This window comes from Streptomyces sp. NPDC127129, assembly GCF_042671585.1.
Classification (GTDB): Bacteria; Actinomycetota; Actinomycetes; order Streptomycetales; family Streptomycetaceae; genus Streptomyces.
In genome coordinates, this window is sequence record NZ_JBHXTV010000007.1 from 224,634 (window position 1) to 245,186 (window position 20,553).

Below are 20,553 nucleotides of genomic sequence, written 5' to 3' on the forward strand. Positions count from 1 at the left end.
GAGGCTCCGCTTCCGGGAGGGGCTGACCACCCCACCCCACCAGCATCACCCCGAACGCCCGAGGGCGGCACCCCCAGCTGGGAGTGCCGCCCTCGGTCGCGTACAGCGAGGAACTACCGAGCCGAGGCTCAGAAGTCCATGTCACCGCCCGGCATGCCGCCCGGAGCGGCCGCGCCGGCCTTCTCCGGCTTGTCGGCGATGACGGCCTCGGTGGTCAGGAACAGCGCGGCGATGGAGGCCGCGTTCTGCAGGGCGGAACGCGTCACCTTCGCCGGGTCGATGATGCCCTCGGCGATGAGGTCCACGTACTCGTTGGTCGCGGCGTTCAGGCCGTGGCCGACGGGCAGGTTGCGGACCTTCTCCGCCACGACGCCACCCTCGAGGCCGGCGTTGACGGCGATCTGCTTCAGCGGGGCCTCCAGGGCCAGCTTCACGATCGCGGCACCCGTGGCCTCGTCGCCCGAGAGGTCGGCCTCGAGCTTCTCGAAGACGTTGGAGGCCTGGAGCAGGGCCACGCCACCACCGGCGACGATGCCCTCCTCGACGGCCGCCTTCGCGTTGCGAACGGCGTCCTCGATGCGGTGCTTGCGCTCCTTGAGCTCGACCTCGGTCGCGGCGCCGGCCTTGATGACCGCAACACCGCCGGCGAGCTTCGCCAGGCGCTCCTGCAGCTTCTCGCGGTCGTAGTCGCTGTCCGAGTTCTCGATCTCGGCGCGGATCTGGTTGACGCGACCGGCGACCTGCTCGCTGTCACCGGCACCGTCGACGATCGTGGTCTCGTCCTTGGTGATGACGACCTTGCGGGCGCGGCCCAGCAGGTCCAGGCCGGCGTTCTCGAGCTTGAGACCGACCTCCTCGGAGATGACCGTGCCGCCCGTGAGGATGGCGATGTCGTTCAGCATGGCCTTGCGGCGGTCGCCGAAGCCCGGAGCCTTGACCGCGACGGACTTGAAGGTGCCGCGGATCTTGTTGACGACCAGGGTCGACAGGGCCTCGCCCTCGACGTCCTCGGCGATGATCAGCAGGGGCTTGCCCGACTGCATGACCTTCTCCAGCAGCGGGAGCAGGTCCTTCACGGAGGAGATCTTGGAGTTGACGATCAGGATGTACGGGTCGTCCAGGGACGCCTCCATACGCTCCATGTCGGTGGCGAAGTACGCCGAGATGTAGCCCTTGTCGAAGCGCATACCCTCGGTGAGCTCCAGCTCCAGACCGAAGGTCTGGGACTCCTCGACGGTGATGACGCCTTCCTTGCCGACCTTGTCCATCGCCTCGGCGATGAGCTCGCCGATCTGGGTGTCGGCGGCGGAGATGGAGGCCGTGGAAGCGATCTGCTCCTTGGTCTCGACATCCTTCGCCTGCTCGAGCAGGGCGCCGGAGACGGCCTCGACGGCCTTCTCGATGCCGCGCTTGAGGGCCATCGGGTTGGCGCCGGCCGCCACGTTGCGCAGGCCCTCGCGGACGAGCGCCTGGGCGAGGACGGTCGCGGTGGTCGTACCGTCACCGGCGACGTCGTCCGTCTTCTTGGCGACTTCCTTGACCAGCTCGGCGCCGATCTTCTCGTACGGGTCCTCGAGCTCGATCTCCTTGGCGATGGACACACCATCGTTGGTGATCGTGGGGGCGCCCCACTTCTTCTCGAGGACGACGTTCCGGCCCTTGGGGCCAAGGGTGACCTTGACGGCGTCGGCGAGCTGGTTCATCCCGCGCTCGAGACCGCGCCGTGCCTCCTCGTCGAACGCGATGATCTTGGCCATGTGAAGTGGTCCTCCCGGACATGGGGTGGATAACGCTCCAGGACCGCGCCGACGCCCGCGACGGACGGCCTGCGTGCCCTGTGGTTCCTTGCCCCACCTGGCCGCGGACCTCGTCTGCCCGATCCTCGTAAGCACTCTCACCTTCAGAGTGCTAACGCCAATGATTAGCACTCGGCCCATGCGAGTGCAAGCGCCTCTCGATGATCGGAACCCCGTCGCGCGCCGCCGGCGCACGCGACGCGCACGCACGAGGGGCCCGCATCCCGGTCAGGATGCGGACCCCTCGGCGTGAGAACGCGTGAGTGCGTACGTGGTGGCCGATCGCGCCGTGCTCAGACGGCGAGCTTGACCATGTCCGCCTGCGGACCCTTCTGGCCCTGCGAGATCTCGAACTCGACCCGCTGACCCTCTTCAAGGGTGCGGTAGCCGTCCATCTGGATCGCGCTGTAGTGGACGAATACATCCGCACCACCGTCGACCGCGATGAAGCCGTAGCCCTTCTCCGCGTTGAACCACTTGACGGTGCCCTGAGCCATGCCTAACTCCCCTATTACTGGCCCTTGCGCGGGACCGCACTTCGCGGACCCGGGTCAGACCCTGCGCCGGAACGCGTCGACCGCGGCTGAATGTATCTGCCCAACTGCCCTCTGCAACAGGTCAATCGGGCGAGAATTCTGGGCATGGCGTAAAGGAGAATTGCGGAGAATTTACTGAATTCCGGGGCAAGTCGGGCCCGGCAAAGCGCGCAGAAGGTACACAACGCACGTGCACTTTGGCTGCTTCTTGTCGCGTGCGGGCGCATTCTCATATGCGTCTGGCACGAGCAGCGAGGGAAAGCCGGGGGGACTTCCCCAACTCTACCGCGCTCAACCATGCAGAATTGCCCCCTCCGCTTCTCTCGCGGAAGGGGCAATTCGGTTACGCCGGGTAACGCGGGGGCGCCGAGACGGCCCTGCAGCCGCCCGCACCTCGCCGGACGATCAGCCTCCGGCGACGGCCGGGATGATCGAGACGCCGGCGCCGTCGGGGGTCGCCGTCTCCAGGCCCTGCTCGAAGCGGACGTCGTCGTCGTTGACGTAGACGTTCACGAAGCGGCGCAGCTTGCCCTGGTCGTCCAGGACACGGGCCGCGATGCCCGCGTGGTTCTTCTCCAGGTCGGCGATGACCTCGGACAGGGTCGCGCCCTCGGCGGCGACCTCGGCCTGGCCGCCGGTGTAGGTGCGGAGGATGGTGGGGATGCGGACCTTCACGCTCATGGGGTGTTCACCTTCGGTGGCTTCGGGCGGGGCGGGGACGGGGGTGGCCGGGGGCCGGGGCGGCCGGCTCACCGGCCGCCCCCGCACCTCGGCGGTCGCGGGCGTCAGCCCGCCAGGCCTGCTTCGCGGAACGCGTCCAGGCTCGGGCGGATCGTCGCGGTCGCCTGCGAGGTATCGGCCACCGCGTCCAGCGTCTTGAGGCCGTCACCCGTGTTGAGCACGACCGTGGTGAGGGCCGGGTCGATGAGACCGGCCTCGACCAGCTTCTTCGTCACGCCGACCGTCACGCCGCCCGCCGTCTCGGCGAAGATGCCCTCCGTACGGGCGAGGATCTTGATCGCCTCGACGACCTGCTCGTCGTCGACGTCCTCCACCGCGCCGCCCGTGCGGCGGGCGATGTCGAGGACGTACGGGCCGTCGGCCGGGTTGCCGATCGCCAGCGACTTGGCGATGGTGTTCGGCTTCTGGGGGCGCACGACGTCGTGACCGGCCTTGAAGGCGGCCGACACCGGCGAGCAGCCCTCGGCCTGCGCGCCGAAGATCTTGTACGGCTTGTCCTCGACCAGGCCCAGCTTGATGAGCTCCTGCAGACCCTTGTCGATCTTGGTGAGCTGCGAGCCGGAGGCGATCGGGATCACGAGCTGGTCCGGGATCACCCAGCCCAGCTGCTCGCAGATCTCGTACGCGAGCGTCTTGGAGCCCTCGCCGTAGTACGGACGCAGGTTGACGTTGACGAAGCCCCAGCCCTCGCCCAGCGGGTCGCCGATGAGCTCGGAGCAGAAGCGGTTGACGTCGTCGTAGTTGCCCTCGATGCCGACCAGCTCACCGCCGTAGACGGCGGCCATGACGACCTTGCCCTGCTCCAGGTCGTGCGGGATGAACACGCAGGAGCGGAAGCCGGCGCGGGCGGCGGCGGCGCCGACGGCGCCGGCCAGGTTGCCGGTGGAGGAGCAGGACAGCGTGGTGAAGCCGAAGGCGCGGGCCGCCTCCAGGGCCTGGGCGACGACGCGGTCCTTGAAGGAGTGCGTCGGGTTGCCGGAGTCGTCCTTGACGAAGAGCTTGCCGGGCTCGACACCGAGCTCACGGGCGAGGTTGTCGGCCTGGACGAGCTTGGTCCAGCCGGGGTTCAGGTTCGGCTTCTCGGCGACGTCGGCCGGGACGGGCAGCAGCGGGGCGTAGCGCCAGATGTTGGCGGGGCCGGCCTCGATCTGCTTGCGCAGCGCCTCGGGGTCACCGGTGGGGAGGTCGTACGCGACTTCGAGGGGGCCGAAACAGAGCTCGCAGGCGAAGATCGGGCCGAGCGGGAAGACTTCACCGCATTCCCGGCAGGAAAGGCCCGAAGCGGGACCGAGGTCGACGGTCCGGGAGGTTTCGGTGGAAACAGTCTGTACAGCCATGGAGGCGAGGCCCTTTCTCCTCATCTTTCTCATGACGAATGTCGTCATGAGACGGATTTGGCACCTTCCCTAGCCGGGAGCCTCGCTGGCGCGTTGTGTCGCGGACGAGACCGACTGGAGGGTTGCCGGGGCTTCAACGGGCCGTTTCCCTCTGCCCCTCTGGATGAGCGGTATTCGATTGTGTGAAGCGATTGTGAGACGCGGGTGGGACCCCGACATGCATCGGGCATCCGCGTTGTTCAAGACTGTAACCGAAGGCCCGGAGGGTTGAACCTGCCGTCCGAACCGCGAGATGGAGATCACGTGCTGGAGGAAGTGGAGCGCTGGCTGGGCCGGCGGTCCTGGTCCGTGGCGGACCGTTCGCTCGACCGCATCCTGGCGGCGAAGCACGGGACGACGGTCAGCGTCGTCCTGCCCGCCCTCGACGAGGAGGCGACGGTCGGCGACATCGTCTCGGTGATCCGCCGGGAGCTGATGACCGAGGCGGTCCCGCTCGTGGACGAGCTGGTGGTGATCGACTCCGGCTCCACCGACCGTACGGCGGAGTTCGCGGCGGCGGCCGGTGCGCGTGTCGTGGCACGCGACGCGATCCTGCCCGGGATTCCGGCCGTGCCCGGCAAAGGCGAGGTGCTGTGGCGGTCACTGATGGTGACGCGTGGGGACATCATCTGCTTCGTCGACGCGGATCTGCGGGACTTCTCCGCGGACTTCGTGACCGGGATCGTCGGCCCGCTGCTGACCGACCCCGACGTCGACTTCGTCAAGGCGATGTACGACCGTCCGCTGGGCGACTCCCCAGGTCAGGGCGGACGGGTGACCGAGCTGGTGGCACGGCCGCTGCTCAATCTGCACTGGCCGCAGCTGGCCGGCTTCGTACAGCCGCTCGGCGGCGAGTACGCGGCGCGCCGCTCGCTGCTCGAACGGCTGCCGTTCCCCGTCGGTTACGGAGTGGAGCTGGGCCTGCTCGTGGATGCGCTCCACACGGTCGGTCTGGACGCGCTCGCCCAGGTCGACGTCGGGGTCCGCAAGCACCGGCACCAGGACGGCCGCGCGCTCGGCAGGATGGCGGCGGCGATCTACCGGACGGCGCAGCTGCGGCTCTCCCGCGGGCATCTGGTGCGGCCCCGGCTGACGCAGTTCGAGCGGGGCGACGACGGATTCACCCCGCGGACGTACGCGGTGGACACCGAGGAGCGTCCGCCGATGATCGACATCACGGAGTACACGCACCGCCGCGTGGCGTAGCGCGGGATGATGATGCTTTTTGCATACATTTCCGTTCTATGCCGCTCCCTCCACGAATGACCACGTTGCCGGCGGTGCTCGGCCTCGCCGTCGGCTCACTCGGTTCGCTCGGCTCGCTCACCCTCGCCGCGGCCGGCCCGGCCGCGGCGGACGTGGTGGAGCCGTTCGGCAAACGCTACGAAGCCTCGCTGTACGGCGACTTCACGACCATCGGCGCCACCGCGGCCGTGACCGCGGGCGCCGGGACCGGCACCAGCACCGGCACCGGCACCGGGGCTGCCACCGGGACCGGCTCCGGGACCGCTCGCGTCGTGATCCCGGTCGGCGCCAAGGTCGCGTACGCCCGGCTCTTCTGGGGCGGGCACGACGGCACGTACAGGACGCCCAGCGGAGCCCTGTCGAAACGGTGCACCGACGCCGGCCGCGACGCGGCGACCCCGTCGGACGACCACGCCACGACCGAACCGCGCATCAAGGTCGGGACGGGGCCGGAGGCGACGGTCTCGATCGACAGCATGGTGACCGACCCGGCCGACACCGGTGGCGCGCACTACTACACGGGCGAGTCGGACGTCACGGCCGCGTTCGCCGGCGTGACCGGCACCGACACGCCGGTCACGGTCGGCGGCATCTGGACGGCCCTGGGCACGGACTGTGTGGCGGGCTGGTCCCTGACACTGGTCCACGAGTTCCCCGGCCCCGAGCCGGCCTTCGCCCCGGACCGGCGCGCCGTCCGCGTCTACGGCGGGCACGTCCTCCAGCGGTCCACCTCCCCGGCGACCACGATCGCCGTCGACGGCTTCCACCGGGCGGCGGGCCGGGCGCGGGCGAGCGTGACGGTCTACGGCGCCGGGAGCACACCGGGCGACGCCTTCCTCGTGGGCGGCAGGAACGTCACCGCGGCCCACCCCGCCGGCGGCACGGGCGCCTCCCTCGTCACGGCCTTCGACATCCCGGAGGGCACCCTTCCGGTGGGCGCCCGGTCGACGGAGCTGACGTTCACTCCGACGGGCGACACATACGTGCCCTCCGCGCTCGCCTTCTCCGTACCGGTGCCGGACCTGGAGATCACCAAGACGGCGGACCCTCGGAAGGTGAAGCCGGGCGACACCGTCACGTACACGATCACGGCGAAGAACACCGGCCGCCTCGGCCATCAGGACGCCCGGTTCGGCGACGACCTGACGGGGAACCTGGACGACGCCGTCTACAACGGCGACGCGAAGGCGACGACGGGGACCGCGACGTACGACGGGCGCTCGATCGCCTACACGGGGGACATCCCGGCCGGCGCGACGGCGAGGATCACCTACTCGGTCACGGTCGACGACCCGGTGCGCGGTGACGGCAGGCTGGCGAGTGGCATCGAGGCCACGTCGCCCCGCACGAACTGCGGGCCGGGCAGCGAGGATCCGGCCTGCGCCGTGACCCCGGTCATCGTCCTGCCGAAGCCGAGCCCGACGGCCACGCCGACGCCTGAGCCGACACCGACACCGACACCGACGCCGACGCCGACGCCGACTGCCACCGCGACCGGGACCGGGACCGGGACCCCGGCCGCGACCGGGACTCCGACCCCGACCCCGACCCCGAAGCGGACGGACCCGAGGGACCTGGCGGACCCGAAGGCCGCGGAAGGCCCGGATCCGAGCGAGTCCGAGGCCGGGCTGCTCGCCGCCCCCGCCGGCCACGCGCCGCGCCCCACCGCCCCGCACGGCCCCGGCGGCACGATGGCCGAGACGGGATCGAGCGGTGAGCGGCTCTGGCTGCTCGGCGGCCTCGCACTCGCCCTGGCGGCGACCGGTGCGGTGGCGAAGGCGGCCCTCCGCGGGCGCCGCGAGCCATGAGGCGTGGATTCGCCAGATTTGTATACGTACGTTTGAGCGTTTACGTGACGGGCTAGGTTCGCGACATGGTTTCTGTGCTCGTGGCGTCCAACCGGGGTCCGGTCTCGTACGCCCTCGCCTCCGACGGCGCGCTCACCGCCCGGCGCGGCGGGGGCGGTCTCGTCTCCGGGCTGAGCGCGGTGTCCTCCGAGGACAGCGTGTGGGTGTGCGCGGCGCTCGGAGAAGGCGACCGCGAGGCGGTGCGGCGCGGGGTGACCGAGCCCGGCGTGCGCATGCTGGGCATCGCCCCGGAGGTGTACGCCGACGCGTACAACGGGATCGCGAACTCGGTGCTGTGGTTCCTCCACCACCATCTGTACGACGTGCCCCACGAGCCGGTCTTCGACGTGGAGTTCCGGCGGCGCTGGGAGTCGTACCGCGCGTACAACCGGGCCTTCGCCGAGGAGCTGGCGGCCCGGGCCGGCGAGGGCGCGGCGGTCCTGGTGCAGGACTACCACCTGGCGCTGGTCCCCGGGCAGCTCCGCGAGCTGCGGCCGGACCTGCGGATCGGCCACTTCACGCACACGCCGTGGGCGTCTCCGGAGTACATGCGGATGCTGCCCGAGGACGTCCGCGAGGAGCTTCTGTGGGGGATGCTCGGCGCGGACGAGCTCGGTTTCCACACCTGGGGATGGGCGCGGGCCTTCATCGACGGGGCGCACCTCGGCGGCGAGCAGGGCGAGGCCGTCGGCGTCTGGCGGGACGAGGACCCCTGGCGCGGGGTGGAGCACCGCAGGGCGGGCGGCGAGCCGCGGCGCACCAGGGTGCACGTCTTCCCGCTGGGCGTGGACGGCGACGACCTCCGCTCCCTCGCCCACACTCCGGAGGTCGACGACCGGCTGGCCGCGCTGCGGGCCGAGATCGGCGACCGGAGGACGATCGTGCGGGTGGACCGCACGGAGTTGTCGAAGAACATCGCCCGCGGCCTGCTGGCGTACCGGGAGCTGCTCCGCGAGCGCCCGGAGTGGCGGGGCAGGGTCGTCCACCTGGCTTCGGCGTACCCCTCCCGCCAGGACCTGGAGGTCTACCGCTCCTACACGGCGGCGGTCGCCCGGCTCGCGGAGGAGATCAACACCGAGTTCGGCACGGACGACTGGCAGCCGGTGCTGCTGTCGGTGAAGGACGACTTCCCGCGCTCCCTCGCGGCGTACCGGCTGGCGGACGTGGCGCTGATCAATCCCGTACGCGACGGGATGAACCTGGTGGCCAAGGAGATCCCGGTGGTCTCGGAGGCGGGGTGCGCGCTGGTGCTCTCCACGGGCGCCGGCGCCTACGACGAGCTGCGCGAGGACGCCCTGACGGTCAATCCGTTCGACGTCTCGGAGACCGCCCGCGCCCTGCACCGCGCGCTGACGATGCCCCCCGCCGAACGCGCGGACCGTTCGAAGCGCCTGGCCGCCGCCGCGACGGCGCTGCCGCCGCAGCGGTGGTTCCTGGACCAGCTGGACGCCCTGCGTCGGGCCTGACCCGTGCGCCCCTGACCGCGGTCCGGTGAGAACCGGAACGCGGCGGTGGATTTTCCGCGATCGACCCCTCCTCGCAGCGACTCCTTTCGTGTCAGACTCTGCCGCGATCGTTCCCCCAGGCGATCCACAGGCGACAAAGAGAACCACGCGAACCATGCGATGCATGCATGCGAAGGGATCGCAGACGTGAAGAGATTTGTCGTGGGCATGACCATCGGGTCGGCGCTCACCGCGCTCCTCGCCACGGGGCTACAGCCCGCCGTGGCGCAGGAGCTCCAGGACACGTCGTCGGAAGCCTCGGGGACGGCCTCCGCGCCCCGGTCCGACAACCGTCCCGGACCGCTCACCAAGCAGCGCACCGAGCTGCGCAAGCAGGCGATCGACAAGATCGCCAAGGGGAAGGCCAAGGCGAACGCCCGCGGGGTGGTCGAGGTCGCACCCGGCAAGTTCGTCGAGACCACGACCACCACGGCCGTCCGCGAGGAGAAGATCTTCACCATCCTCTCCGAGTTCGGCGACCAGGCCGCCGGGAAGTACGGCACGGTCCCCGGCCCGCTCCACAACGAGATACCCCGGCCGGACCGGAGCGTGGACAACTCCAACGCCTGGACGGCTGATTTCGACAAGGCGTACTACGAGAACCTCTTCAACGGCTCCGGCGAGTCGATGAAGACGTACTACGAGAAGCTCTCGGGCGGCCGCTACTCGGTCACCAACACCGTCGAGGACTGGGTCAAGGTCCCCGGCAACGCCTCCCTCTACGGCGACAACGCCGTCGAGGACACCGGCGGCTCGTGGGCCTTCGTCCAGGACACCGGCGACGCCTGGTGGAACGCCCGGATCGCGGCGGGCCAGACCCCGGCCGAGATCGACGCGTACCTCGCCCGGTTCGACGTCTGGGACCGCAACGACTGGGACCACGACGGCGACTTCGACGAGGCCGACGGCTACATCGACCACTTCCAGGCCGTCCACGCCGGCATGGGCGAGGACGCGGGCGGCGGCGCACAGGGCGAGGACGCCATCTGGTCGCACCGCTGGTACGTCAACGGTGACGACTTCGGCCTGACGGGCCCGGACGTCGCCGGCACCCAGAACAAGGCGGGCGGCGCCCGGATCGGCCAGTCGAAGTACTGGCTGGGCGACTACACCACCGAGGGCGAGAACGGCGGACTCGGCGTCTTCTGCCACGAGTTCGGCCACGACCTCGGTCTGCCGGACTACTACGACACCGACGGCGGCGAGAACTCCACCGCCTTCTGGACGCTGATGAGCTCCGGTTCCTGGCTCAGCCACGGCGCCTCCGCCAACGCCGGCATCGGCACCCACCCGGGTCTGATGGGCGCCGAGGAGAAGCTGTTCCTCGGGTGGCTCGACCACGCGAACGCCGAGCTCGGCACCTCCGGCTCGTACACCCTGAACCCGGCGCAGCTCCAGGTCACGGGCAAGGAGCAGGCGGTCCGCGTCGCGCTCCCGGACAGGACGAGCAGCACGGGCTACGCCACCCCCGTCTCGGGCACGCACGCCTGGTGGACCGGCTCGGCCGACGGCCTGAACCAGTCCCTCACCCGGCCCGTCCCGGCCGCCTCGCGCGTCACCGTCAAGGCGAGCGCCTGGTACGAGATCGAGGCCGACTTCGACTACCTCTTCGCCGAGTACTCCCTCGACGGCGGCACGACGTGGGCCCGCGCCGGAGCGGCCGTCGACGGCTCCTCCGCCGGCAGGTGGACGACGCTGCGGTACGCGTACGACTCCCAGGGCAAGGCCTCGCTCTTCCGCTTCCGCTACCAGACGGACGGCGGTGTCCACTTCGCCGGCGCGTTCCTGGACGACATCTCGCTCTCCGCCGGCGGGACGACGCTGGCGAGCGACGATGTCGAGCAGGGCGTGGGCGGCTGGACCGCCGACGGCCGCTGGAAGATCTCGACCGGTACGGAGACGGCCACGTACCCGCGCTACTACCTGGTGGAGAACCGCGAGTACGTCGGCAGCGACGCGCTCCTGGCCGAAGGCCCCTACCAGTTCAGCAAGGGCGTCACGGCACCCGACTGGGTGGAGTTCTTCCGGTACCAGAACGGCATGCTGGTCTGGTACGTGGACCGGTCCTACGACGACAACAACGTCAGCTCGCACCCGGGCGGCGGCCAGGCCATGGTGGTGGACGCCCGTCCGACGCCGTTCGGGTTCGCCGACGGCACCGCCCCCAGCAACCGCCGCCAGCCCTTCGACGCGACCTTCGGCCTGGAGGCCACGGACGCGACCTGCCTCCACAAGGAGGCCCTGACGGGCAAGGGCAAGAGCCAGACGGTCGCGACCCTGGCGGCGTGCGCGCCGTCGGTCCCGGGCATCGCGGTCTTCGACGACACGGACCCGAACGCGTACTACGACACGGCCGCCCCGCAGGCCAGCGTCAAGGTCGCGGGCCACGGCGTGAAGGTCACGGTCACCGGCGACGCCGGTGACGACCTGACGATCAGCGTGGTCAACCCGGCCGCGCACTGACACACGGCGCGCACAGCCTCGCGGAGGCGGTGCGGGGGTCAGGCCTCCCGTACCGCCTCCGCCAGGTCCGTCAGGAACCGCACCACGCCCTCCGGCCCGGCCACCGAGAGGTCGGCGCGGTCCGCGAGTTCCTGGACCTCCGTCGAGCCGCTGCAGACCAGCAGCCCCGGGGTGCCGTTCGAGCGGAGCTTCTCCACGGCCGCGAAGGCCGGCAGGTCGCCCAGGTCGTCACCCGCGTACAGGACGGACCCGGCGCCCACCTCCCGTACGTACTCCGCGAGCGCCACGCCCTTGTCCATGCCGGGAGGGCGCAGTTCGAGGACCATGCGGCCGGGTTCGAGGACCAGGCCGTGGCGGGTGGCGAGGTCGGCGAGCGGGGCCTTGAGGGCCTCGAAGGCCGCCTGGGGGTCGGCCGAGCGGCGGGTGTGGACGGCGACCGCGCGGCCCTTCTCCTCGATCCAGGTGCCCGGCCAGGCGCCCACGCCGTCGAGGAAGCCGGGGAGTTCGGCGCGTACGGACGCCACGCCGGGGTGCACGGCGGAGGCCTGGACGGTACCGGTGACCGCGTCCCAGCGCTCCGCGCCGTAGTGGCCGAGGACCACGAGGTGGTCGAGGCCGGGGACGCCGGCGAAGCCGCCGTACCGTACCGCCACCCCCGCCGGACGACCGGTCACCACCGCCACCGAGGCGATCCGCGGGGCGAGGGCGGCGAGCGCGGGGACGGCGCCGGGGTGGGCGCGGGCCTGTTCGGGGTCGGGGACGATCTCGGCGAGCGTCCCGTCGAAGTCGAGGGCGACGACGGCCTTCTCCGGCCGCGCGAGAAGCGCGGCCAGACCGTCGCGGCCTGCGGATGTGGTCGGGTGCGGAAGGCTGCTGACCATACGACGACCCTACCGACGCGGGCTCACCGGCGCTGCTCCTTCTCGGCACGGACCCGGCGCAGCCGGTTGACGGTCACCGGGTCGTGCCTGAGAGCGCGCGGGTCGTCGAGGAGGGCGTTGAGGAGCTGGTAGTAGCGGGTCGCGGAGAGGCCGAGCTGCTCGCGGACGGCCCGCTCCTTGGCGCCGGGGCCGGGCCAGGAGCGGCGCTCGACGGCGAGCACGGCCCGCTCCCGCTCCCCGAGCCCCTCGTCGCCGGGTCCGGAGTCGCTCGTGTCGGTCATACGACCAACCTATTACTCCGCGCCCTCGGCCGCCGTCGCCGCTCGTGCGATCTCGCCCAGCACGTCGGAGGGCTTCGCCCCCGGGGTGACGGCCTTGCCGATGTTCTGCTTGACGAGGTCGCTGACCTGGGCCCAGGAGGTCTTGCCGACCGGCGGGAGCTGCGAATTCGGCAGCTCCGTCAGGAACTCACGCAGGTTCTTGTGCTCCTCGTCGCTCTCCATCCGGGAGAACGCGCTGACGGTCACCGGCAGCAGGTCGTTGTCGCCCGCGAACTTCAGCACGTTCTCGTCGCTGAAGACGAAGTCGAGGAAGTCGCCGATCTCCTCGCGGTGGCCGTTCTGCTTGAAGCCCATGATCCAGTCGGCGACGCCCATGGACGCCTTGGACTTGCCGTTCGCGCCGGGCAGCGCGACCTTGCCGACCTTCACGCCCTTCTTCTCGGCCTCCTGCATCAGCGAGGGGTGGCCGTTGAGCATGCCGACCTCACCGCGCGAGAAGGCGGCGAAGGCGTCCTTGCGGTTGAGCTTGCCGGGGGCGACGGGGCCGGTGAGCTTCTTCTGGACCAGGTTCGTCTTCAGCCAGTCGAAGGTCTCGACGTTCTGCTCGGAGTCGATCCGGTAGCGGTCGGTGCCGTCGGTGTAGCCGTCGCCGCCGCTGAGCAGCCACATCATCGTCTCGGCCTGGGCCTCCTCCGGACCGAGCGGCAGCGCGAAGGGGTAGGTGACGTCCTTGGCCTTGAGCTTCTGCGCGGCGGCGGCCAGCTCGCCCCAGGTGGTCGGCGGCTTGCTGATGCCGGCCCGCTCGAAGAGGTCCTCGTTGTAGAAGAGCAGCCGCGTGGAGGCGACGAAGGGCAGGCCGTACTGGGTGCGCTTGTGCTCGCCGGCGGAGGCGAGGGGGGCCTGGAAGTTGGCCTGGACGGGTATGGAGAGCAGCTCGTCGGCGGAGTAGAGCTCGTCGGCCGCCGCGTAGTCGGCGTAGGCGCCGATCTGGGCGATGTCGGGGGCCTGGCCGGCCTTGACCATCTCGGCGACCTTGCGGTCGACGTCGTTCCAGGACTCGATCTGGACTTCGACCTGGACTCCGGGGTGCTCGGCCTCGTAGGCGGCCGTGAGCTGGTCCCAGTACTTCTTGGTGGTGTCGCCACCGGTCAGGTCGTAGTCGGCCGCGACCAGCTTCAGGGTCACGTCGCCGGAGTCGCCACCGGTGAGACCGCAGCCGGAGAGCCCCGCGGTCATGCCCAGCGCGGCGAACGTCGCGGTCAGTCCAAGAAATCGCCGCTGCACAGCGTCGCCCCACCCTCGTGCTCGTCGTTGAGCTGTGATTTTCACAGAAGAGGAAGCATAAGGTCTACACCACTTGGGTAGGTCTTCGGGATCGGGTGCAGACCCGGTGAAGCCGCGCCCGGGCGGCCGCCACCCGGATTTGTATCCCTGCGCAACAATATCGGCCAGTGGACTAGACCTTTCGGCCCTGCACACGCGAGACTGTTCCCGTGAGACACGTCATCGCCCTCGATGTGGGCGGCACCGGCATGAAGGCCGCCCTCGTCGGCGCGGACGGCACCCTGCTCCACGAGGCCCGGCGCGCCACCGGGCGCGAGCGCGGCCCCGAGGCCGTCGTCGAGACGATCCTCGGCTTCGCCGCCGAGCTGCGCGCCTACGGACTGGAGCGGTACGGCGAGCCCGCCGCGGCCGCCGGAGTCGCCGTCCCCGGCATCGTCGACGCCGAGAACGGCATCGCCGTCTACGCCGCCAACCTCGGCTGGCGCGACGTCCCGATGCGCGCCCAGCTCAGCGAGCGCCTCGACGGCATCCCGGTCGCCCTCGGCCACGACGTCCGCACCGGCGGCCTCGCCGAGGGCCGGATCGGCGCCGGGAACGGCGCCGACCGCTTCCTCTTCGTACCGCTCGGCACCGGGATCGCCGGCGCCATCGGCATCGGCGGTGTCATCGAAGCCGGCGCCCACGGCTACGCCGGCGAGATCGGCCACATCGTCGTCCGCCCCGGCGGCACCGAGTGCGGCTGCGGCCAGCGCGGCTGCCTGGAGCGGTACGCCTCCGCCTCCGCCGTCTCCCTCGCCTGGGCCGCCGCCTCCGGCGACCCCGACGCCGACGCCGCCGACTGCGCCAAGGCCGTCGAGTCCGGCGACGCCAGGGCCGTGCAGATCTGGCAGGACGCCGTCGACGCGCTCGCCGACGGCCTGGTCACCGCGCTCACCCTGCTGGACCCCCGCACGCTCATCATCGGTGGCGGTCTCGCCGAGGCCGGGGAAACCTTGTTCACACCACTGAGGGCCGCCGTGGAGGAACGCGTCACGTTCCAGAAACTGCCCGCCGTCGTCCCCGCGGCACTCGGGGACACCGCCGGATGCCTGGGCGCGGGCCTCCTCGCCTGGGATCTTCTCTCCCTCGACTCGGAGGTATCCGCCTGATGGCCGTTTCCACAGTTCTCGCCGGTGCCCGCGTGGTGCTGCCGACCGGCATCGTCGAGAACGGACGGGTGATCGTCGACGGCGGTCGTATCGCGGGCGCCGCGCCCGCCGACGCGCCCGCGCTCGACCTCACCGGCCATTGGGTCGTCCCCGGCTTCGTCGACATGCACAACCACGGCGGCGGCGGCGCCTCGTTCACCTCCGGCACCGTGGACGAGATCCTCACCGGCGTCCACACCCACCGGCTGCACGGCACCACCACCGTCGTCGCCTCCTTCGTGACCGGCGAGATGGACTTCCTGAGCACCCGCGCCGGGCTGCTCTCGGAACTCGCCGAGCAGGGCGAGATCGCGGGCATCCACTTCGAGGGCCCGTTCATCGCCCCCTGCCGCAAGGGCGCGCACGACGAGACGCTGCTGCGCGACCCCGACCCGGCCGACGTCCGCAAGCTCATCGACGCCGCCCGCGGCCAGGCCAGGATGGTCACCCTCGCCACCGAACTGCCCGGCGGCATCGACTCCGTACGCCTGCTCGCCGAACACGGCGTGGTCGCCGCGATCGGCCACACCGACGCCACGTACGAGCAGACCGTCGAGGCCATCGACGCGGGCGCCACCGTGGCGACCCACCTCTACAACGCGATGCCCGCCCTCGGCCACCGCGCCCCCGGCCCGATCGCCGCGCTCCTGGAGGACGAGCGGATCACGGTCGAGCTGATCAACGACGGCACCCATCTGCACCCGGCCGCACTGGAGCTGGCGTTCCATCACGCCGGGCCGCGGCGCGTCGCGTTCATCACGGACGCCATGGACGCGGCGGGCTTCGGCGACGGCCGGTACATGCTCGGGCCGCTGGCCGTCGAGGTGAAGGACAGCGTCGCCCGGCTCGTCGAGGGCGGCTCCATCGCGGGCTCGACCCTCACCCTGGACCGCGCGTTCAAGCGGGCGGCGACCGTCGACGGGCTGCCCGTCGAGTCCGTCGTCCAGGCCATCTCCGCCAACCCGGCCCGGGTGCTCGGCATCGACGACCGGGTCGGCTCGCTGGAACCCGGCAAGGACGCCGACCTCGTCGTCCTCGACGCCGCCTTCGACGTCAAGGGCGTGATGCGCAAGGGCGCTTGGGTGGTTGAACCCGACCTGGCGTGATATCGCCCCATCAGCGGTACGGCGGTTGGTCCGGGGACTGGGCCAACCGCCTTCCGTTTGGCATGATCGTGGCGCGTTCTACGGCTGTTCCAAGAACTTTCGACGGGCTACGGGGGTACGGCAGGTGATTCTCACGGTCACCCTCAACACGGCGCTGGACCTCACGTACCGCGTCCCCGCCCTCACCCCGCACGCCTCCCACCGCGTGACGCAGGTGATCGAACGCCCCGGCGGCAAGGGCCTCAACGTCGCCCGCGTCCTCGCGGCGCTCGGCCACGAGACGGTGGTGACCGGCTTCGCGGGCGGCTCCACCGGCGAGATCCTGCGCGGCCACCTGACGGCGACCCCCGTCCGAGACGAGCTGGTCCCGATCGCCGGACACACCCGCCGTACCGTCGCGATCGCCGACACCACGACCGGCGACACCACCCAGCTGAACGAGCCGGGCCCGGCCATCACCCCCGCCGAGTGGACGACCCTCACGACCCGTTACACCGGCCTCCTCGCCGGCGCCTCCGCGGTGGCCCTCTGCGGCAGCCTCCCGCCCGGCATCCACGTCGGCGCGTACGCGGAGCTGATCCGGCTCGCCCGCGCCGCCGGCGTCCCGGTCCTCCTCGACACCAGCGGCGAGCCCCTGCGGCGCGGCATCGCCGCCCGCCCCGACGTGGTCAAGCCGAACGCGGACGAGCTGGCGCAGCTCACCGGCTCCCGCGAACCGCACCGCGCCACCCGCGACGCCCGCCGCCGCGGCGCGCACGCGGTGGTCTCCTCGCTGGGTCCCCAGGGCATGCTGGCCGCGACCCCCGACGGCCTCTGGCACGCGGCCCCGCCGGCCGCGGTGAAGGGCAACCCGACGGGCGCCGGAGACTCGGCCGTCGCGGGCCTCCTCGCCGGCCTGGTCGACCGCCTCCCCTGGCCGGACCGCCTGACCCACGCGGTCGCCCTCTCGGCGGCGACGGTCCTCTCCCCGGTGGCGGGCGAGTTCGACCGGGGCGCGTACGAGGAACTGCTGACCCGGGTGACGGTGACGGAGCAGCCGGCAGCGGCGTGACGACGCGAGAGGCCCCGCGGGACCGAAAGGTCCGGCGGCGAGCTCACGGCTGCCGTCCTTCTGACGGGGTGCCAGGAGGACACCTTCACAAACGATGATGATCGGACCACATGCGCGATGTGAGGATGTGGGTGAGTTGATCGATCGCGAGGGAGAGTCGAGATGAGCGGCCAACTGGAACTTGCCGATGCGTACGACCTGATCTATTCGGCGGCGTCTCGGATGATGTCGCAGGAAGAGCGTCCCGTGTGGCGCCTGGACAGTCCGGGTGGGCGGTGGTCGGAGGAGCGCCGCGCGGCATGGCGGGAGTTGGAGGCGGCGCTGTCCGCCTCTGAGGGTCCCGCTCCGCAGGCGGGGGACCCGTCGGATCCGGCCCGTCATCTGATCTCCCGGCGTGCCGCCGGGCCTGTAGACCGGCCGATCACCTTCGCTGAGGCGGTGGCGGAGTGGGAGGCCCGTATGGCTGCGGACCCGGGCCCCTGGGAGACCCGGCGCGAGCCGTATCTGGACGACTACCTGGTGCCAGGGCGGGCGGTGGTCATGCATGAAGGCCACATGATGACGCTGACCGGGCCGTTTGGTGACCTGGTTCACCGGCTGAAGCCGGGACGGCCCGCGCTGAAGATCGTCGGCGACACTACGGAGTTGAGCCGACTGGTGCACGAGGCGGCCGACGAGCTGCGGGCGGCGATGGGCGCGAACACCCCCACCCCGCACCCGGTCGGGACGGTCGACGTAGCGCGGGTGTCCCACCGGCCGTCCGACGTTGACGACCTGCGGGCACGCTACGACACATTGTTCCGAGCGGCCCAGCGCGCATCGGACAATATGCCCACCCTGGAGTACATGCGGGAAACCGGCGATGCCTCGGTAAGTCCTTTTACGACAAGGGCCGCGCAGGACGTTCAGAACCTTCTGGCCGGGCGGTCGCGAGTGTTCTGGCGGGAGCAGCACGAGCTGATCGACCCGAGCGTCCACGCGGCTGCGGGGGTGAGCTGGACCGAGGGGCAGCCGGCTCCCCGTCCTGCCGGAGACAAGGCGAAGTTCTTCGCGCGCAGCGCGGAGCTCGGACGGAAGCCGAGGCCGCCCCACCCTGGAGAGGTACGCATCTTCCGCGAAAAGGGCGACCCGGACCACGTCGCCATCTCCGCTGTTCGCGCGGGAATCCTGGCGGAAATCCTCGACGAGTACGCCGCCAGGATCCACCCCGGCGCGGAATCCGGCATCATCCACTTCTCCGCCTACGACCTGACGGAATTCATCGACGAGGGAATCGGCCGAGAACTGCGGGAAACCTACGGATTCTGACGTGGGGCATGCGGTGATCGAAGAAAAACGGGGGATCGATGGCTGACCAGCGGTACAACATTCTCGTCGTGTCGGACAACAGCGGCAGGGGTTACGGGGGTGTGGAGGTCTTCAACCAGCAGATGGCCGAGGCTCTCTCCCGCCGACACAACGTCACGCTGTTCACGGCCAACCCTGAAATGCCTGAGCACGAAGGCATACAGAGGGAGGTGACGACCCAACCCCCGGAGGGTGTGAAGGGGCGGGACTGGATCAAGCAAGTCGCCGGCCAGGACCCCATGGCGCACGGCCTGGAAGACCCTGCGAGCCGGCCCTACGACATGATCATCGGGCACTCGCGCTTCTCCGGACCGGCCGCTGCCGAGCTGCGGGAGAACTGGTACCAGGACGCACGCATGGTGCACTTCCTGCACACAAGCCCCGAACGGCTACCGTTCTTCAAGGGAATTTCCCACGAAGAGGCCATTGAAAAGGGCGCCCAAGATTCCGCGATCGAGCGTGAAACGATGGCCCGCGCGGACGTCGTGGCCGGCGTAGGGCCTCTCCTGTCGGAAGCAAGCAGGCAGCTTTCCGCTGAGGGGGCACACCTTCCTCATTCCCATGAAGTGATTCCGGGCACCCGCATTTACGATCCGGTGCAGCACGACCCCGCTCCTGAGCGGCTGAACCTCCTGCTCATGGGCCGGGCTGGTGACCCCCTTAAGGGCGTACAGGACGCCGCCAGGGCAGTGGCCCTGCTGAACGCATCCGGTGTCTCCGTCCATCTCACCGTCCGCGGTCTACGCGACGAGGAAATGGCGGCGGCGATTGAGGAACTCACTGACCTCAGCGGCGGAAACGTGACAATCAAAGGTCGCACGAGCAATGTTGAGGAGCTCAATGACGACATCAGGGGTTCCCACGCGGTGATCATGCCTTCGAAGCACGAGGGTTACGGCATGGTGGCCGCCGAGGGGCTCGCCCATGGTGTCCCCGTGCTGGTCAACGAGGAGAGCGGCGCCGCGATGTTCTTTCAGGACACCGATCGGGTGCCGGCGGAGATCGGCCAGCGGTGCGTGGTGCCCGAGCCGACCGACGGCGAGCCCCGTTCAAAGGCATGGTTCCACGCGATCAACCAGTTTCATCAGGAGCTCCCCCAGCGTCAGGCCGATGCCCTCTACCTGCGGGAAGTACTCCAGCAGTACTCCTGGGACCACGCCATGCAAGCCCTGGTCCAGGCGACCATGGAGCAGACGCCGCTGCCGCAGCGCGGCCCCGAGATGATGGTCACCGCCCAGGAGCGGGACGCGGCCCGCACGGTCCAGGGGCCGAACGGGCAGGTCCTCAGGCCCGAGGCACCGGAGCAAGGGCCGCCACAGGCGCCGCAGCAGGCCGCCGTCGGACAACAGCGCCAGGGACCTGGGCAGGAAGGCCCCGGGCAGGAAGGGCCGGGACAGGAAGGTCCAGGGCAAGAGGGTCCTCCGGGGCCGCAGGGGGGCGGGCCCCGTACCCCCGGGCCGCAGACCCCGGCACCACAGACCCCGGCGCCACAGACCACCGGCCAGCAGGCCCCGGCACCACAGACCCCCGGCCAGCAGGCCCCGGCACCGCAGACCCCCGGTCAGCAGGCCCCGGCACCGCAGCCTCAGGCGCCGGAGCAGCCCCGGCCGGCGTGGCAGGCGGGTTTCACGCACACCCAGCCCGCCCCGAGGAGCGGGCCCGCCCCCGCCGCTCCTGACAACTCGGCACCCTCGTGGCAGGCGGGCTTCACGCACAAGCAGCCCGGCGCCGCCGAGCGGCGCGGTAGCTCGGCCCCCGCGCCTGGCGCCGGGGAGAGCGCTCCGGGACGGGGCGGCCCCCAGCAGGCGCCGCCCAGCCCCCGCGCCGACGGGGTCGGCATGTGAGTCGGCGCCGGGTGGACGCACCACGCGTCCACCCGGCGCCGGGTGTCTGTATCAGGCGGCCTA

16 protein-coding genes and 1 riboswitch are annotated in these 20,553 nt (G+C 70.8%); of the genes, 9 read left to right on the plus strand and 7 right to left on the minus strand.

The features are described from left to right. Positions 1 to 128 precede the first annotated feature (128 nt). From groL to thrC, 4 genes are all read right to left on the minus strand, one after another. Positions 129 to 1,757 carry a chaperonin GroEL gene (groL, locus tag ACFVGW_RS15955; protein ID WP_361437039.1) on the minus strand — a complete coding sequence of 543 codons (1,629 nt, stop codon included), beginning with the start codon at positions 1,755 to 1,757 and terminating at the stop codon, positions 129 to 131. A gap of 332 nt (positions 1,758 to 2,089) precedes the next feature. Continuing rightward, positions 2,090 to 2,293, minus strand: coding sequence for a cold-shock protein (locus ACFVGW_RS15960; RefSeq protein WP_005315736.1), 204 nt, complete (start codon positions 2,291 to 2,293; stop codon positions 2,090 to 2,092). 444 nt (positions 2,294 to 2,737) lie between these two features. After that, entirely contained in the window at positions 2,738 to 3,013 is a 276-nt protein-coding gene (locus ACFVGW_RS15965; RefSeq protein WP_352191605.1) for a MoaD/ThiS family protein, read from the minus strand. Between the two features lie 104 nt (positions 3,014 to 3,117). Further along, a complete protein-coding gene (thrC, locus tag ACFVGW_RS15970) occupies positions 3,118 to 4,410 on the minus strand; it encodes a threonine synthase (protein ID WP_383225932.1) in 1,293 nt (430 codons plus the stop codon). Positions 4,411 to 4,427: 17 nt separating this feature from the next. Next, a riboswitch (SAM riboswitch) is annotated at positions 4,428 to 4,580 on the minus strand. A gap of 133 nt (positions 4,581 to 4,713) precedes the next feature. Here thrC and ACFVGW_RS15975 point away from each other — a divergent pair. The 4 genes from ACFVGW_RS15975 (at position 4,714) to ACFVGW_RS15990 (ending at position 11,509) form a co-directional block, all read left to right on the plus strand. Beyond that, entirely contained in the window at positions 4,714 to 5,655 is a 942-nt protein-coding gene (locus ACFVGW_RS15975) for a glucosyl-3-phosphoglycerate synthase (RefSeq protein ID WP_385852388.1), read from the plus strand. A 56-nt stretch (positions 5,656 to 5,711) separates the two neighbouring features. Then, on the plus strand, positions 5,712 to 7,502 hold the full coding sequence (locus ACFVGW_RS15980; RefSeq protein WP_385852389.1) for a hypothetical protein: 1,791 nt from the start codon (positions 5,712 to 5,714) through the stop codon (positions 7,500 to 7,502). A gap of 65 nt (positions 7,503 to 7,567) precedes the next feature. Continuing rightward, positions 7,568 to 9,007, plus strand: coding sequence for a trehalose-6-phosphate synthase (locus ACFVGW_RS15985; protein ID WP_385852390.1), 1,440 nt, complete (start codon positions 7,568 to 7,570; stop codon positions 9,005 to 9,007). A 186-nt stretch (positions 9,008 to 9,193) separates the two neighbouring features. Next, positions 9,194 to 11,509, plus strand: coding sequence for an immune inhibitor A domain-containing protein (locus tag ACFVGW_RS15990; RefSeq protein WP_385852391.1), 2,316 nt, complete (start codon positions 9,194 to 9,196; stop codon positions 11,507 to 11,509). Positions 11,510 to 11,547: 38 nt separating this feature from the next. On the opposite strand, the gene otsB is transcribed toward ACFVGW_RS15990, so the two are convergent. Genes otsB through ACFVGW_RS16005 form a run of 3 tightly spaced genes read right to left on the minus strand, consistent with a single transcriptional unit; the run spans position 11,548 to position 13,955 of the window. Beyond that, positions 11,548 to 12,390 carry a trehalose-phosphatase gene (otsB, locus tag ACFVGW_RS15995; protein ID WP_385852392.1) on the minus strand — a complete coding sequence of 281 codons (843 nt, stop codon included), beginning with the start codon at positions 12,388 to 12,390 and terminating at the stop codon, positions 11,548 to 11,550. Between the two features lie 23 nt (positions 12,391 to 12,413). Further along, on the minus strand, positions 12,414 to 12,671 hold the full coding sequence (locus ACFVGW_RS16000) for a DUF3263 domain-containing protein (RefSeq protein ID WP_383225945.1): 258 nt from the start codon (positions 12,669 to 12,671) through the stop codon (positions 12,414 to 12,416). Positions 12,672 to 12,683: 12 nt separating this feature from the next. Then, positions 12,684 to 13,955 carry an extracellular solute-binding protein gene (locus tag ACFVGW_RS16005; protein ID WP_385852393.1) on the minus strand — a complete coding sequence of 424 codons (1,272 nt, stop codon included), beginning with the start codon at positions 13,953 to 13,955 and terminating at the stop codon, positions 12,684 to 12,686. A gap of 209 nt (positions 13,956 to 14,164) precedes the next feature. On the opposite strand from ACFVGW_RS16005, the gene ACFVGW_RS16010 reads away from it, so the two are divergent. The 5 genes from ACFVGW_RS16010 to ACFVGW_RS16030 all read left to right on the plus strand — a co-directional run bounded on the left by ACFVGW_RS16010 (position 14,165) and on the right by ACFVGW_RS16030 (position 20,490). Continuing rightward, the gene (locus tag ACFVGW_RS16010) at positions 14,165 to 15,103 is read left to right on the plus strand and encodes an ROK family protein (protein WP_383225950.1); all 939 of its coding nucleotides are present in this window, start codon (positions 14,165 to 14,167) and stop codon (positions 15,101 to 15,103) included. Beyond that, positions 15,103 to 16,248 (plus strand): N-acetylglucosamine-6-phosphate deacetylase, encoded by a 1,146-nt coding sequence (gene nagA / locus ACFVGW_RS16015; RefSeq protein WP_383310710.1) that lies wholly within the window; start codon positions 15,103 to 15,105, stop codon positions 16,246 to 16,248. The genes ACFVGW_RS16010 and nagA overlap by 1 nt, the downstream gene beginning before the upstream one ends. Before the next feature lie 124 nt (positions 16,249 to 16,372). After that, positions 16,373 to 17,299, plus strand: a complete 927-nt coding sequence (locus ACFVGW_RS16020; RefSeq protein ID WP_385852394.1) for a 1-phosphofructokinase family hexose kinase — start codon at positions 16,373 to 16,375, stop codon at positions 17,297 to 17,299. A gap of 162 nt (positions 17,300 to 17,461) precedes the next feature. After that, complete coding sequence (locus ACFVGW_RS16025; protein ID WP_352190186.1) at positions 17,462 to 18,607, plus strand: hypothetical protein; 1,146 nt, start codon at positions 17,462 to 17,464, stop codon at positions 18,605 to 18,607. A gap of 38 nt (positions 18,608 to 18,645) precedes the next feature. Next, a complete protein-coding gene (locus tag ACFVGW_RS16030; RefSeq protein WP_385852395.1) occupies positions 18,646 to 20,490 on the plus strand; it encodes a glycosyltransferase in 1,845 nt (614 codons plus the stop codon). The last annotated feature ends 63 nt before the right edge of the window (positions 20,491 to 20,553 follow it).